General features: G+C 70.0%; 9 protein-coding genes and 1 pseudogene. 8 read left to right on the forward strand and 2 right to left on the reverse strand.

Annotated features, from left to right (window positions below):
* Window positions 1-28 precede the first annotated feature (28 nt).
* Both ACIA8K_RS00360 and ACIA8K_RS00365 read left to right on the forward strand, forming a co-directional pair.
* Complete coding sequence (locus ACIA8K_RS00360) at window positions 29-1,267, forward strand: ATP/GTP-binding protein (RefSeq protein ID WP_396053331.1); 1,239 nt, start codon at window positions 29-31, stop codon at window positions 1,265-1,267.
* A pseudogene (locus tag ACIA8K_RS00365) lies at window positions 1,264-1,914 on the forward strand (RloB family protein). Before ACIA8K_RS00360 ends, ACIA8K_RS00365 begins: the two are co-directional and overlap by 4 nt.
* 66 nt (window positions 1,915-1,980) lie before the next feature.
* Here the strand turns inward: ACIA8K_RS00365 and ACIA8K_RS00370 are convergent.
* On the reverse strand, window positions 1,981-3,729 hold the full coding sequence (locus ACIA8K_RS00370) for a PucR family transcriptional regulator (RefSeq protein WP_396053333.1): 1,749 nt from the start codon (window positions 3,727-3,729) through the stop codon (window positions 1,981-1,983).
* A 95-nt stretch (window positions 3,730-3,824) separates the two neighbouring features.
* On the opposite strand from ACIA8K_RS00370, the gene ACIA8K_RS00375 reads away from it, so the two are divergent.
* The 5 genes from ACIA8K_RS00375 to solA all read left to right on the forward strand — a co-directional run bounded on the left by ACIA8K_RS00375 (window position 3,825) and on the right by solA (window position 11,788).
* A complete protein-coding gene (locus ACIA8K_RS00375) occupies window positions 3,825-4,592 on the forward strand; it encodes an SDR family NAD(P)-dependent oxidoreductase (protein ID WP_396053335.1) in 768 nt (255 codons plus the stop codon).
* 110 nt (window positions 4,593-4,702) lie between these two features.
* A complete protein-coding gene (locus tag ACIA8K_RS00380; protein WP_396053337.1) occupies window positions 4,703-6,022 on the forward strand; it encodes a Rieske 2Fe-2S domain-containing protein in 1,320 nt (439 codons plus the stop codon).
* Complete coding sequence (locus tag ACIA8K_RS00385; protein WP_396053339.1) at window positions 6,015-7,529, forward strand: glutamine synthetase family protein; 1,515 nt, start codon at window positions 6,015-6,017, stop codon at window positions 7,527-7,529. The genes ACIA8K_RS00380 and ACIA8K_RS00385 overlap by 8 nt, the downstream gene beginning before the upstream one ends.
* A gap of 11 nt (window positions 7,530-7,540) precedes the next feature.
* Window positions 7,541-8,974 carry an aldehyde dehydrogenase family protein gene (locus ACIA8K_RS00390; RefSeq protein WP_396053341.1) on the forward strand — a complete coding sequence of 478 codons (1,434 nt, stop codon included), beginning with the start codon at window positions 7,541-7,543 and terminating at the stop codon, window positions 8,972-8,974.
* A gap of 405 nt (window positions 8,975-9,379) precedes the next feature.
* On the forward strand, window positions 9,380-11,788 hold the full coding sequence (gene solA / locus ACIA8K_RS00395) for an N-methyl-L-tryptophan oxidase (protein WP_396053343.1): 2,409 nt from the start codon (window positions 9,380-9,382) through the stop codon (window positions 11,786-11,788).
* A 13-nt stretch (window positions 11,789-11,801) separates the two neighbouring features.
* Here the strand turns inward: solA and ACIA8K_RS00400 are convergent, their stop codons facing one another.
* Window positions 11,802-12,488, reverse strand: a complete 687-nt coding sequence (locus ACIA8K_RS00400) for a GntR family transcriptional regulator (RefSeq protein ID WP_396053345.1) — start codon at window positions 12,486-12,488, stop codon at window positions 11,802-11,804.
* Between the two features lie 168 nt (window positions 12,489-12,656).
* On the opposite strand from ACIA8K_RS00400, the gene ACIA8K_RS00405 reads away from it, so the two are divergent.
* The gene (locus tag ACIA8K_RS00405; RefSeq protein ID WP_396053347.1) at window positions 12,657-14,588 is read left to right on the forward strand and encodes a primary-amine oxidase; all 1,932 of its coding nucleotides are present in this window, start codon (window positions 12,657-12,659) and stop codon (window positions 14,586-14,588) included.
* Window positions 14,589-14,721 lie beyond the last annotated feature (133 nt).

Consider the following 14,721-nt stretch of genomic DNA (forward strand, 5'->3'; position numbering starts at 1 on the left):
CATGCGCCCCAGCGGCTAGGAGCGGGCTGTGCTGATTCGATTTCAGGTCTCGAACCATCGATCGATCGATGAGCCGATCGAGCTGTCGATGGTGGCCGTCGACGACGACCGCCCGGCTGCTCGGGGATTCGACCTGATCAACGAGAAGCTACTGACCGTGGCCGGCATATACGGACCGAACGCGTCCGGGAAGTCGAACGTGCTGAACGCGCTGGACTGGCTCTCCCAGGCCGTGGCCTCCTCCCTTCGCGCCTGGGACGGGTTCATCCCACGTGAGCCGTTCCGATTCAACGGCGGTCCGGCACGATCGACCTCCTTCGAGGCAGACATGATGGTGGACGGCGTCCGCTACTCCTACGTTCTCGAACTTGACGATGAGAAAGTCCACTACGAAGCGCTCTACAGCTTTCCCGAGCGTCGGCCGCGCAGACTGTTTGAACGCGAAGGCATGGAACTCGCCATCCGGCGAGGCCTGGGCTCCCTCTCCGGCGTACGGGAGTTACTGACCCCGACCACCCTCGCGCTGTCCGCCTCGACGCGGTTCGACTCGGAGATTCGGGAGTTCGGTCGGCGGCTGGGATCCATGAGCCTCCCGGCAACCCGCAGGCAGCACAGGATGCTCCCGCTGACAGCCCGGAGTCCCGGTGCGGCCAGGTCCACCAGGCGACTGATTCTCGAATCGGCAGAGGACGCCGCATCCGTTCTTGCTCTCCTCCGCTATGCCGATCTGGGCATCGACGACTTCGACGTGGTCGAGGTGCTCGACGAAAGATCGCCGGATCAACCGTTTCGTGCGATCAGGCTGGTGCATCGGGTCGCCGAGGAGAAGCTCGCTTTCGAGATGGCTGACGAGTCGGAGGGCACCAGAACCTGGTACCAGCTCATCGGACCGGTCCTGACCGCGCTGCGTGACGGCCAGATCCTGCTCTTCGACGAGATCGACGCAAGCCTTCATCCCCGGCTTTCCGCCAAACTGCTCGAACTCTTCCAGGACCCGGACACCAATCCGCTCGGCGCTCAGCTGATCTTCACGAGCCATGACACCAGCCTGCTGAACAGTCTCAATCGCGATGAGGTCTGGCTGACGGAGAAGCAGGAGGACGCGTCGACAACGCTGGTGGCCCTCGCCGAGTTCGGCGGAGACAAAGTCCGCCGCTCACTGAACCTGGAGAGGGCGTACCTTCAGGGTCGATTCGGCGCCGTCCCCGAGCTGGACCAGGTCCTTCTCCGACACGCGCTAGGGCTCTCGACGGAGGCCGGCCGGTGAGTCGTGAACGCCGGCAGCCCAAGGCATCGCTCGCCCGGCGGGTCGGCGTTCGCAAGCCCCGGAAAACGATCCTGATCTTTTGCGAGGGCAAGAACACCGAACCGCAGTACTTCGAGGCTCTCAAACGCGAACCGGATGTCCGTGACATCGCAGCAGTGGATTTGAGAGTCGACCCTGACAGCGCCGGCGGGGCACCGATCACCCTGGTACGCATGGCTGTCGACGCCCGTAGGCGGGCGATCCGCTAGGGCAGCGAGATCGACGAGTTCTGGTGCGTCTTCGACGTCGAGTGGCCCACGCATCATCCGAGCCTCGACGACGCGCTCGACCTGGCGCAGCGGAACGACATTCTGGTGGCCGTCTCCAACCCCTGCTTCGAACTCTGGCTCGCCCTCCATTTCAAGGACGTCCGCGCATTCCACGACAACGATCAGGCCAGGCGCCTGCGCCGCGCCCTGGACGGCCAGCAGGGCAAGAGCATCACCGGTGCGCAGTACATGCCTCTGCGCAAGGAGGCCGCCCGACGAGCCGCCAGGCTGGCCGCCTTCCACAACGAGAACGACGCAGCCACTCCACATGACAACCCCTCAAGCGGAATGTACCGCCTGATCGAGGCCACACTGCCCACCGGTGAGCATCTGCTGTAACCCCCCGCACCGTGACGTCAGAGCTCGTGGGTACGGCGGCCGAGCGGCTGGCAGCTCAGAACTGACTCAGCGCTCGCGGATTGCGGTCAGGGCTACGAGGGCGACGTGGAGGGAGAGGCAGGTGTCGACGGAGTCGAGGTCGGCCTGGAGGATGCGGCTGATGCGGGCCAGGCGTTCGTAGAAGGCGGGACGCGACAGGTGGGCGGCCGACGCCGCTGCGGACTTGTTGCGGCCGTTCTCCAGGTAGGCGCGGAGCGTGTCGAGCAGCTGGTCGCGAGGGTGGCCGGCGTCGTGGGCCAGGAGGGCGCCGAGTTCGCGTTCGACGAAGGTCTGGAGGCGGGGCTCGTCACGGAGCAGGTGCAGCAGACCGGGCAGGCCGACATCGGGCAGACGGAAAAACGGTACGTCGCGGCGGTCGTGGCGGGCGGCGTCGGCGACCTGGCGGGCCTCGGTGAGGGAGCGGCGGGCCTCGCGGAGGGTGGGGGCACCGGTGCCGGCGGCGATGATGACGGCCGGCGCATCGGGGGTACGGGTCCGGTGCAGGGCCGCAGCGAAGGAGGCGAGCGCACGGTCCTCGTCGTCGGCGGCGCGAAGGGCCAGCAGCACGCCGACCGTGGCGTCGTCGATCGGGCTGGTCAGTCCGGCGAGCCCGGACTCCCGCAGGGCAGCGCCGACGGCTTCGGCGAGATCGCGCAGATATGCCTGCCCGGAGTCGGCGAGATCCCGCGAACCAGCATGCACCGAACCGGCCGGATCGCGGGGACCGGCATGGCCGGAGTCGGCAAGGTCGCGGGGACCCGGGTCGGCGCTCGCGGGACCGCGCGACGCGGCATCACGTGAGCCAGGGTCCGGTTCCTGGTCGGCGCGGAAGCGGATCACCACGCCGACCAGGTGGTGTCGTTCCAGCGGGACGCCGAGGGCCCGCGCGCGCAGTGCGACCTCGTCGACCGGGCGCGAATGGTCGAGCAGTGCGGTCAGCAGCGTCCGGTGGATCTGGCGTTCCAGTCCTTCCGCGTCGCGTCTGATCAGACGGCCGAGCGCGAGCGTGGACGCGGCCCGCTCCACAAGGATCGACAACCGCGACGGCGGCGCGGACGGCCCGGGCCAGCGCAGCAGCAGCCGCCCCCAGTCCTGTCCCCGTGCCCCGACCGTCGTCACCAGCCAGCCGGCCGAGTATCCGGTCCGCGACGTGGGCCGCAGGCGCCGGGAGTGCTGCTCCCAGTTGTCGAGCAGCAGCTCGGGGCGTTCGCCGGCGGTGTCGTAGGCGAGCACCTGCCGGGACAGGTTCTCCAGCACGACCGGGCAGCCGGAGAGCACGGCCGCCTGGTGCACCACCTCGGACGGCTCCGCGCCTTCGACCGACAGTTCGGTGAAGCGCTGGTGGATCTCCTCGGTCGCCCGGAGTTCGGTCAGCTGGGCGTCGACGATCAGGGCGTGGACGGCCTCGGTGATCCGGACGAAGGGGACAGTACGGCGCAGTTCGATCAGGGGCAGGGCGGCGCCGGCGGCGGCGGTGATCATCGCGCGGGGCAGTGAGGTGGCGAAGCGGCCGCGGCCGAGTTCCACCACGAGTCCGGCCGCGCCCACGCCGGCCAGGCCGGAGACGAACGCACGCAACGCGTCGTCCGAGGGCGACAGGCCTATGCCGGTGCTCAGGACCAGTTCGCCGCCGCGGAGCAGCGTGGCGATGTCCGGGACCTCGGCCACGTGCACCCACCTGACCGGCTGGTCGAGCGACGCGGCGCCGGCCAGGACGCGTGGGAGACCGTGCCGGACTGAGTCCAGCGCCAGGATCTCGCGCACGGTCGGAAACACGCGCCGAGCCTAGACCCGCAGCGCGGACGGGGTCTCGTGGTGATCGTCGAACGACTAGAGTCGGCGCGCTGACCAAGGGAAAGGCAGGGCTAAGGATGGCCAGGGTATTCATTACCGGCTCGTCGACGGGCATCGGGCAGGCGGCGGCGGTCGCGCTGATCGCGCAGGGGCACGAGGTGGTGCTGCACGCGCGTAACGAGCAGCGGGCGGCGGAGGCGGCGCGACAGACACCGGGAGCGACCGAAACCGTGATCGGCGATCTGTCGTCGTTCGCGGAGACGCACGAGCTGGCGAGGAATGCGGAGAAGTTCGGCCCGTACGACACGATCGTGCTCAACGCGGGCATCGGCCGGCTGCACGACCCGGAGCGCCGGGTCACAGTGGACGGCCATGAGGAGATGTTCCAGGTCAACACGCTGTCGGCGTACCTGCTGACGGCTCTTCTGCCCCGGCCGAAGCGGCTGATCTTCACGTCGTCCGCGCTTGCGGGCAGTGGCGTGCTGGCGCTTGACGATCCGAGTTTCGCGCGGACGCGGTATGTCGGCCGGCAGGCGTACGCGAACACGAAGTTGCATCTGATCCTGCTGGCGCTGGGCTTCGACCGCCGTTGGCCGGAGGTGGATAGCATCGCGTTCGACCCGGGTTGGGTGGCGACGCAGATGACGATCCGTAACGGGGATGAGGCGCCGCTGGACGCCGCGCACGCGGGCGGGCGCCTGGCGACGCTTGCGACCGGCACCGAGGTTCCCGAGGACAACTACGACACGCAGCGGTCGTGGCGGCCGCAGGAGGACGAAAAGGACGCGAAGAACCAGGACAGCCTGCTCACCCTCTGTGCAGAGCTGACCGGCGTCACGATCTAGAAACGCGCTTGATCTTCCCCCACCCCCGGCCCTCATGGCAGGATTGGATCCAATCTTGACGGCATCGGATGCCGATCACGCAGTAGGGATCCAAGCTAGGAGGCCGCACGGTGCTCAAGCGCGAGGACAACGAACGCGTCACCCGGAGCGGGCCGGGAACTCCGCTCGGCGGACTGCTGCGGGCCTACTGGCAGCCGGCCGCCCTGGTTTCCGAGATGACGCCGGACCGGCAGGTAAAGCCGGTCCGGCTACTCGGTGAGGACCTGGTCCTGTTCCGCGGGCCCAGCGGCGAATGGGCGCTTGTCGGCCGGTTCTGCGCGCACCGGGGCGTGGACCTGGCCTTCGCCCGGCACGAGGAGGGCGGCCTGCGCTGCCTGTACCACGGCTGGCTCTACGGCGCGGACGGTCGGTGCAAGGAGCAGCCGGCCGAGCCCGCGCACAGCCGCTTCGCGGAGAAGATCCGCATTCCGGCGTACCCCTGCGTGGAAAAGAATGGGATTGTCTTCGCCTACCTCGGTGAGGGCGACCCGCCGCCGTTCCCCTACTACGACGCGCTCCAGGCGCCGGACGAGTACACGTTCGCGTTCAAGGGCCTGTGGGAGTGCAACTGGCTGCAGGGCCTCGAGGGCGGCATCGACCCGAGCCACGTGAGCTTCCTGCACAGGTTCATCGACGAGGACCCGCGCGAGGTCTACGGCCAGCAGTTCAGCGAGATCGTCGAGGGCACGGGCCAGAAGCTGTCCAAGCTTGTCGGCGACGCGTTCCGGCCGGACATCGAGGTCGAGGAGGCGGCCCACGGCCTGCGCGTCTACGCGTTGCGGCAGCTCACGGACGAGATCAAGCACGTGCGGATCACGAACCTGGTGTTCCCGAACGCGTTCGTGGTCCCGTTCGGCACCAGCAAGGTCTTCATCCAGTGGCACGTGCCGATCGACGACCACCACCACTACTGGCACATGATCTGGTACGACTTCGCGGAGAAGACCGACAAGGACACGCTCCTCGCGCAGCGCCTGACCGAGGTCTCGCTCCCCGACTACCGCCCGCTGCGGAACCGGACCAACAACTGGGGGTACGACCCGGCCGAGCAACGTGACCTCACGTACACCGGCATGGGTCTGGACATCAACGTCCACGACCAGTGGGCGGTGGAGAGCATGGGCCCGATCCAGGACCGCACCACCGAGCGGCTCGGCGTCTCGGACCGCGCGGTCACCGCGAACCGCCGCATGCTGCTCCGCGCGATCGAGGCGTTCGAGCAGGGTGGCGCGCTCCCGGGCCGCGACCAGGACCCCACGAGGCTTACCGGCCCGCTCGCGGTGGACACGATCGCGCCGACCGCGGACTGGGAGGCGACCTGGCGCCGCCGCGAGGCCGAACGCCGGGCGGCCTCCCCCTGGGCGGGCAGCAGGGCGACCGGGAATGCCTAACGTCGACGCCCGCCCGGTGGCCGAGGGCGGCGGCGGCTGGGACGCGCGCCCGATGCTCGCCGCGGACCGTGGCGGCTTCATCGACCGGCACGAGCTGTGGACACAGGCGCAGTACGCCGCCGCCGGCCAGCTCCGCCGCGTGATCGACGAACTGGGCCTGGAGCTGATCCGGTTCTCGTTCGCTGACCAGCACGGCGTCCTGCACGGCAAGACGCTCACCCGCGCCGCGGTGCCCGGCGCGCTGCGCTCCGGCATCACCGCGCCAAGCTCGCTGCTGCTCAAGGACTCGTCCGGCCGCTCCGCGTTCCCGGTGTTCACGCCGGACGCGCAGCCGGGCTTCGCGGGCGCGGGCGACGTGGTGCTGGTCCCGGACCCGACCACGTTCCGGGTGCTGCCCTGGGCCGAGAAGACCGGCTGGGTCCTCTGCGACCTGCGCTTCCCCGACGGCTCCCAGGTGCCGTTCTGCACCCGCTCGATGCTCGGCGACCACATTCACAAGCTCCGATCGCGCGGGTACGACATGACCGTCGGCGTGGAGCTGGAGTTCCACGTGTTCCGCGCGGAGGAGACGGCGCTGGCCGCTGACCGCATCGGCGCGCCCGGCGCCCCCGGCCGCCCACCGCGCGTCACCCCGCTCAGCAGTGGCGCGCAACTGCTGCACGAGGAGGGCCTGGACCGGATCGACGACGTCGTCCAGCTGCTGCAACGCGGCCTGACCACGCTTGACCTGCCGTTGCGCTCGATCGAGCTGGAGTTCGGCCCGAGCCAGCTGGAGATCACGCTGCAGGCCGGGGACGCGCGTCTCGCGGCCGACCAGGTGGTGCTGACGCGCAGCGCGATCCGGCAGATCTGCCGCCGGGCCGGGTACCACGCCACGTTCATGTCCCGGCCCGCCGGAACCGCGACCGCGTCGACCGGCTGGCACCTGCACCAGTCACTGCGCGAGCGGAAGACCGGGCTGGCCGCCTTCGACCCGGGGCCGGACGAGACGCTGATGTCGAGCACGGCCCGGCACTGGCTGGGCGGGCTGCTCGCGCACGCACCCGCCGCGGCCGCGTTCACCACGCCGACAGTGAACGGCTACAAGCGCTACCTGCCGTACTCGCTGGCACCGGACCGGGTGCTGTGGGGCGCGGACAACAAAGGCGCGATGGTACGGGTGGTAGGCGGCGGCACCGACTCCGGCGCGCGGCTGGAGAACCGGTCCGGCGAGCCCGCGGCCAACCCGTACCTCTACATCGCGTCCCAGATCGTCAGCGGCCTTGACGGCCTGGCGCGCGGCACCGACCCGGGACCGCCGACCGAGAACCCCTATGCGGCGGACGCGCCCCGGCTCCCCCAGTCGCTCGACGCGGCAGTGGACGCGCTCGAGGCGGATCCGGTGTTCACGGACGCGTTCGGCGCCCGGACGATCGGCTGGTACGCCACGCTCAAGCGTGACGAATTCGCCCGCTACCTGGCGCACGTCTCCGACTGGGAGCAGCGCGAATACTTCGACCTGTTCTGAAAGGCAACGACATGCGCCAGCTCGAACCCTTCCTGATCGACGGCGAGTGGATCACCGCCGGCGACCGGGAGACGTTCCCGGTCATCGATCCGTCGAACGGCGAGGTGCTCACCACTGTCGCCCAGGCCACCGACGAGGACGTCAACGCCGCGGTGACGGCCGCCGCGACCGCGCACGCGGACCGCCGCTGGTCCGGGCTGCCGCCGATCGAGCGCACCCGGATCCTGACCCGGATCGCGGACCTGATCGAGGAGAACCTGGAGGAGCTGGCCGTCCTGGAGACCCGGGACAACGGCAAGCCGATCGAGCGCTCCCGGGCCGACACCGCGTTCTCCGCAAAGGACTTCCGGCACTTCGCGGGCGCGCCCGGCCGGTTGACCGGCACCGTCGTCCCGATCGACGGCGGCGCCCACCACGTCTACACAGTGCTGGAACCGGTAGGCGTGGCCGCGCTGATCCTGCCCTGGAACTTCCCGATCATGACGGCCGCGCACAAGCTCGCGCCCGCGCTCGCCGCGGGCTGCACAGTGGTGGTCAAGCCGGCCGAGCAGACACCGCTGACCATGCTCCGGCTTGCCGCGCTCTGCGAGGAGGCCGGGTTGCCCACAGGCGTGCTCAACGTCCTGACCGGCGACGGCCGTACCGGCGCGGCGCTTGTCGCCCACCCCGGCGTGGCGAAAGTGTCGTTCACCGGCTCGACCGAGGTGGGCCGCCGGGTGATGGTCTCGGCCGCGGCCACCACCAAACGACTCACGCTTGAACTGGGCGGCAAAAGCCCGAACATCGTGTTCGCGGACGCGGACCTCGACGCCGCCACAGCCACCGCGATGCGCGCGTCGTTCGGGCACTCCGGGCAGATGTGCACGGCCGGCAGCCGGCTGCTGGTACAGCGGTCGATCCTTGACGAGATGGTGTCTCGACTGTCCGAGGCCACCAGACGCGTGCCGGTCGGCAACGGGCTGGACGGCGGGATCTCGGTCGGGCCGCTGGTCTCCGAGGAACAGCGGCAGATCGTGCTCTCCTACATCGAGAAGGGCCGGGCCGAGGGCGCGACTGTCGCGGCCGGCGGCGGCGTGCCGGACCGGCCCGGCTACTTCGTCGAGCCGACGCTGTTCACAGGCGTCACCAACTACATGACGATCGCGCGCGAAGAGATCTTCGGGCCGGTGACCGGCGTGATCGCGTTCGAGGACGAGGACGAGGCGGTCCAGATCGCCAACGACACGCCGTACGGGCTGGCGGCCGGAGTATGGACACGGGACCTGTCGCGTGCGCACCGGATGGCGTCACGCCTGCACGCCGGAACCGTCTGGGTGAACACCTACAACATCTTCGATCCGGCGCTGTCCTTCGGCGGCGTGGGCGACTCCGGTCTCGGCCGCGACCTCGGCGACGAGGCCCTGCACTCCTTCTGCGAGCGAAAGGGCGTAGTCGTCGCTCTCTAATTTTGGTCGTCGCTGTAATTCTGGTCGTCGCTTCGCTCCTCCGGGCTCGCCGCTGTGTTTGATGGTCGTCGCTTCGCTCCTCCGGGCTCGCCGCCACTCCCGGCGATGACAGACGAGCTTCAGACGAAGAGCGTGTCTGAAGATCGTCCGTCATCTCTGGTCGAACGCGTCTCGCGTGGGCGGTCACCATCCGCGTGGGTCGGGGGAAACTGCAGCAAAAAGCGGGGGCGGGCTGCGAGGACGGGCTGTGGAGGCGGGACGCGGGGGCGGGGGGCGCCATGAAGAGCGTCTCGGGTGGCCGCGTCTTGGGTGGGGCCGGGTTGTGGGGGGCGGGGAAATGGCTAATGGGGTTTTGAGATCGATTGGATCCAATGTGGTGGGTTTGACATCCAAGGGGGCGTTGTGATGCGCCTCGATCCGGTGGCGCTGCGGGCGGCGACGCCTGGTATGCGGCATGCGCGGCATTTCAATGCGGCGGGGGCGGCGTTGCCGAGTGATGCCGTGTTCGGGACGGTGATCGCGCATCTGCGGCTTGAGGCGCGGATCGGCGGCTATGAGGCGGCGGAGGCGGCGCGGGAACGGCATGAGGAGGTGTATGCGCTTGCGGCGCGGCTGGTCGGCGGTGCGGCGGAGGACATCGCGCTTACCGAGAGTGCGACAGTGGCCTGGCATGCGGCGATGGATGCGATTTCGTTCCGGCCGGGGGACCGGATTTTGGCGGCCGCGTCCAGCTATGTCAGCTCCGCGATCCACCTGTTCCGGCTGCGGGAGACGCAGGGCGTGATTGTCGAGGTGCTGCCGTGCGCGCCGGACGGCACGGTGGACCTGGACGCGCTTGAGAAGGCGCTGCGCAGTCCCGCACGCCTGGTCACGATCGCGCACGTACCGACGTCGTCCGGGCTGGTCGAGCCGGTGGCCGAGGTGGCCGCGCTGACGAACGCGGCGGGCGTGCCGCTGCTGCTCGACGCGGTGCAGTCGCTCGGCCAGCTGCCGCTTGATCTGGGCGCGCTCGGCGTGGACCTGGCGGTCGGGACCGGGCGGAAGTTCCTGCGCGGGCCGCGCGGCACCGGGCTGCTCTACGCGTCACCGCGCATCCGTGAGCTGCTTCGGCCGCCGCATCCGGACGTGCGCGGCGCGGTCTGGAGCAGCGCGGACGGCTACGAGGTGACGGACTGCGCGCGGCGGTTCGAGACCTGGGAGACCGCGCACGCGCTGCGGCTCGGGCTCGGGACCGCGCTGCGTGAGGCGCTGGACCTGGGCGTTTCCGAGATCGCGTCGTACACGTCAGGGCTTGCGTCGTCGTTGAGGACCGCGCTGGCGTCGGTGAGGGGCGTGTCGCTCACGGACCCTGGCGCGTCCGGCGGGGCGATCGTAACGTTCGTCGTCAACGGCGAAAGGCCTGTCGACACGGTACGCCGCCTGCGCGCGGCAGGCGTGCACGTGACCTCGGTGCCGGACCACCACGGGCAGTGGGATCTGGGTCGTCGTGGCCTGGAGTCGGTGGTGCGGGCGTCCGTGCACGTCTACAACGACGAATCCGACATCTCGGCGTTGACGAGCGCCCTGGGGACCTCCGTCTCCATGCCGGCCTTCATCAGGCCGGGATCCCGGGCCGACGTGATCGTGGTCGGCGCCGGGGTGCACGGCAGCGCGACCACCTGGAACCTGGCCCGGCAGGGCGCGAGCGTGGTCCAGCTGGAGCAGTTCGCGGACGGGCACACCGAGGGGTCGTCGCACGGCCACCTCCGCATGATCCGGCGCGCCTATCCCAACCCGATCTGGGACGAGCTTGTCGACCGCGCCTATCTTGCCTGGTCGGAGCTGTCCGAGGCGGCCGGTACGACGCTGCTCACCACGACCGGCGGCCTCTACGCGCGGCCGGCGGCGGACGGCACACCGGGGCTGCGCGGTCCTGCGGTCGAGGCCGTGGACGCCGCGCGGGCCGCACAGCTCTTTCCCGGCCTGCGGCTCGGCGACGGGTTCACCGCGGTCTACGACCCGGCCGCCGGCGTGCTTGACGCGGCCGCCACCATGCGGTCGCTTCGGGAACTCTCGCTCGCGGCCGGCGCGGAACGGCGTACCGGCGTGCGGGTTCTGGGGTGGGAGACCGACGGGGACGGCGTGGCGGTGCGCACCGAGGACGGCGTGCTGCGCGCGCACCGCCTGGTGATCGCGGCCGGGCCGTGGACCGGCACGCTCGTCCCGTCGCTGCACGGCCTGCTGCGTGTGGTGCGGATCGTCAACATCCACGTGGGCGCGTCGGACGTGTCCCGGGTGTCCGCGCCGCGGCTCGGGCCGTTCTCGATCGAGATCCCGGGCGTCGGGCTGCTCTACGGGCTGCCCGCGTTCGGCGGTGCCGCCCTCAAGATCGGACTGGATCACGGGCCGGACGACGATCCCCGCCGACCGCAGACGCCGGTGACCGCCGCGGAGGCCGCTGAGCTGCTTGTACACGCGCGCCGATTCCTGCCCGCGGCCGACGGGGACGTGGTCGACTCGGTGTCATGCCGGTACACGATGGCGCCGCGGAACCGGTTCGCCGTGGGTGCGCTGCCGGACACGCCGCAGGTGCTCGTGGCGGCGGCCTGCTCGGGGCACGGGTTCAAGTTCGGGCCGGCGATCGGGGCGGCGCTTGCCGATCTCGCGCTCGGCAAGGAACGCCCGGATCTCGGCTTCCTCGCGCCGGCGGAGCTGGGCGGACCAAATGCGGCCGGGCCGGCACTCGATGGGCCAGCACTCGGCGGGCCAGCACTCGGCGAGCCGGCACTCGATGGGCCGGCACTCGATGGGCCGGCACTCGGCGGGTCGGCCTAATGTCGCCGGGCGGTCAGCCCTTGAAGACGGTGGCGGAGCGGCGTTCGTACCAGCGGGCCAGCTGCTCCCCCGCGTTGAGCACGTGCTGGAGCATCTCGCGCCGGGCCGTCTCCGCGTCCTCGGCGGCGAGCGCGGCCAGGATCCGCTCGTGCTCGGCGAAGTTGTCGTCGCGGTGGCGGGGATGTTCCTGCAGCACAAGCGCGGAGACGTTGCGCGGGAACGCCTCGTTTATCTCCTTGATCACCTTGGCCAGCCGCTCGTTCCCGGCGATCTGGTGGATCAGCGTGTGGAACCTGTCGTTCGCCGCGTGCGAGGCCGCGTTCGGCGGGGCGTCGCCGGGGCGGAGCAGCTCGTTCGTCTCGCGCAGTTCCGCGAGCGAGTCGCGGGTCAGCCGGCGCACCGCCCGCTCGCAGGACAGGCCCTCCAGTTCGGCGCGCACCTCGTACGCCTCCCGGACCTCCCACGGCGCCGGGACGCGGACGATCGCGCCGCGGTTCGGCACGACCTCGATCAGGCCGCCGGTCTGCAGCTGGCGCAGCGCCTCACGGACGGGGGTGCGGCTGACGCCGAGCGTCTTGGCCAGCTCGGCCTGCCGCAGCTGCGCGCCGATCGGGATCTCGCCGGACATGATCCGTGCCCGGATGGCGGCGGCGGTGTCGTCGACGAGCGCGCTGCCCGCGCTGGGTTCAGAGACGTCCATCGTGTCCTCGTCTGGAGGAAGGCCTGGGGTGGGGGCAGGCGTCACCATAGCAAGCCGCACGCCGCACGTGGATGCGGTCCACCGTAGTTTTGGATCCAAAAGACTTATGCTCGTATCCAACATTCTCGTATGGTCAGCACGTATCACCCGGAAAGACAGGAGCCGCCGATGAGCGCCTGCCACACCACGCCCGATGACGGCGGACGGTCCCTTCGCTCGCACCCGCTCGACCCGCCCACCGCCGACGAGATCGCCCGTGCGGTAGCTGTCGCGCGTGCGGACGGCCGGCTCGGCGACCCGGCCCGGTTCTGGGGCGCCACGCTCGACGAGGCGCACGCCCGCCGGGTGGTCGCGGGCGAGAGCAGCGGCGTCCGGCTGACGCTCGTCGGCATGCGGATCGACGGCGCCGGCGCCTGGGAGATCGACATCCTGCTCGACGCCTCGTCCGCGTCGGCCACCGACTGGCGGCCGATCGATCCGCGCCGCCCCGGCATCACCTCGGACGAGGCCCGCGCCGCGGCGCGGGCGTGCCGGGAGAGCCCGCTGTTCCAGGAGGTCCTGGCGCGGCGTGGCATCCACGATGTCTCGCTCGTCATGGTCGACGCGGAGTCGATGGGCGGTTTCGAACCGGACAAATACCACGGCAGAAGAATCACCTGGGGTACGGTCTGGCACCGCACCACCGAGGACGACAACGGCTACGCCCGCCCGGTGCAGGGCGTGGTGCCGATCATCGACATGCACACCATGGAGGTCCTTGAGGTCGAGGACCACGGCGTCATCCCGGTCTCCGACGAGGCCGGCCCGATCAGCGCCGGTGCCTGGGGCCCGGACCGGCCGGGCCTGAAGCCGTTCGACGTGGTGCAGAAGGACGGCCCGAGCTACTCCGTCGACGGCTGGAAGGTCGACTGGCAGGGCTGGACGTTCCGGGTCGGCTTCACCCACCGCGAGGGCCTGGTCCTCTACGACCTGGAGTTCCTGGGCCGGTCCGTGCTCAAGCGCGCGGCCTGCAACGAGATGTACGTGCCCTACCTCGACTCGAACTCCACCCAGTACCGGAAGAACTTCTTCGACTGGGGCGAGTACGGCGCCGGCCCGCTCACCAACTCGCTCGCGCTCGGCTGCGACTGCCTCGGCGTCATCCACTACTTCGACGGCACCCACCTCGGCGGGTACGGCGAGCCGGTGACGACGAAGAACGCGGTCTGCATGCACGAGGAGGACGCCAGCATCCTCTGGAAGCACAACGACCTGCGCCGCGGCGTCAGCGAGGTGCGCCGGTCCCGCCGCCTGATCATCTCCAACTTCCAGACCGTGGCGAACTACGACTACGGCTTCTACTGGACGCTCTACCAGGACGGCCGGATCGAGCTGGAGGTGAAGCTGACAGGCATGCTCTCCGCCTCCGGAATCAACGAGGGCGAGGAGGCGCCGTACGGCCGGATCGTCTCGAAGGGCGTGCAGACGCCGATCCACCAGCACTACTTCGGCATCCGGCTGGACACCGCGATCGACGGCGAGCTGAACCGGCTGGTCGAGGAGCACGCGGAGACGGAGCCTGACCCGGCACTCAATCCCTACGGCAACGCGGTCCGCTACGTGCGGGAGCCGCTGACCGTGGAGACCGCGCAGCGCAACGACCCGGGCAGCGCGCGGCACTGGCGGATCGAGTCGGCCTCCGCGACGAACCGGTACGGCGATCCGACCGCGTACCGGCTTGTCATCCCGAACACCACGCGCAGTTTCGGCCTGCCGGAGTCCGTGATGGCGACTCGGGCGCCGTTCATCCACGAGCACGTCTGGGCCACGCCGTACGCGGAGAACGAGCAGTTCATCGGCGGCCAGTACCCGAACCACGCGGCGCCGGGCGAGGACGGCGTGCACGTCTGGCAGCGTCAGGAGCGTTCGATCGACGGCGTGCCGCTCGTGGTCTGGCCGGTGCTCGGCGTACACCACCTGCCGCGGCCTGAGCAGTGGCCGGTGATGCCTGTCGAGGCGATCCACCTGGTGCTGGAGCCGGACGGTTTCTTCGACCGCAATCCCGCGCTCGACATCCCCGACCCGGCCTCCGGCCACGGGGACGATTCCTGCTGCTCATGACCGTGCATCGCGGGGTCGGCGACACACCTTGTTCACAAACGCGATACGCGCCCGCAGCGGTCGACCCTCAGGATTGGATCCAATCCAAGCGGAATGAAATCCCAAATAGCTGAACTTTAATACCACCCCTCGG

Origin of the sequence: Catenuloplanes sp. NPDC051500 (assembly GCF_044454585.1) — a bacterium.
GTDB lineage: Bacteria > Actinomycetota > Actinomycetes > Mycobacteriales > Micromonosporaceae > Catenuloplanes.

Excerpts from the sequence above, each read along its gene's own strand:
- ACIA8K_RS00385 (WP_396053339.1), top strand. The coding sequence starts at position 6,015 with ATGCCTAACGTCGACGCCCGCCCGGTGGCCGAGGGCGGCGGCGGCTGG.
- ACIA8K_RS00375 (WP_396053335.1), top strand. The coding sequence starts at position 3,825 with ATGGCCAGGGTATTCATTACCGGCTCGTCGACGGGCATCGGGCAGGCG.
- ACIA8K_RS00405 (WP_396053347.1), top strand. The coding sequence starts at position 12,657 with ATGAGCGCCTGCCACACCACGCCCGATGACGGCGGACGGTCCCTTCGC.
- ACIA8K_RS00390 (WP_396053341.1), top strand. The coding sequence starts at position 7,541 with ATGCGCCAGCTCGAACCCTTCCTGATCGACGGCGAGTGGATCACCGCC.
- solA (WP_396053343.1), top strand. The coding sequence starts at position 9,380 with ATGCGCCTCGATCCGGTGGCGCTGCGGGCGGCGACGCCTGGTATGCGG.
- ACIA8K_RS00400 (WP_396053345.1), bottom strand. The coding sequence starts at position 12,488 with ATGGACGTCTCTGAACCCAGCGCGGGCAGCGCGCTCGTCGACGACACC.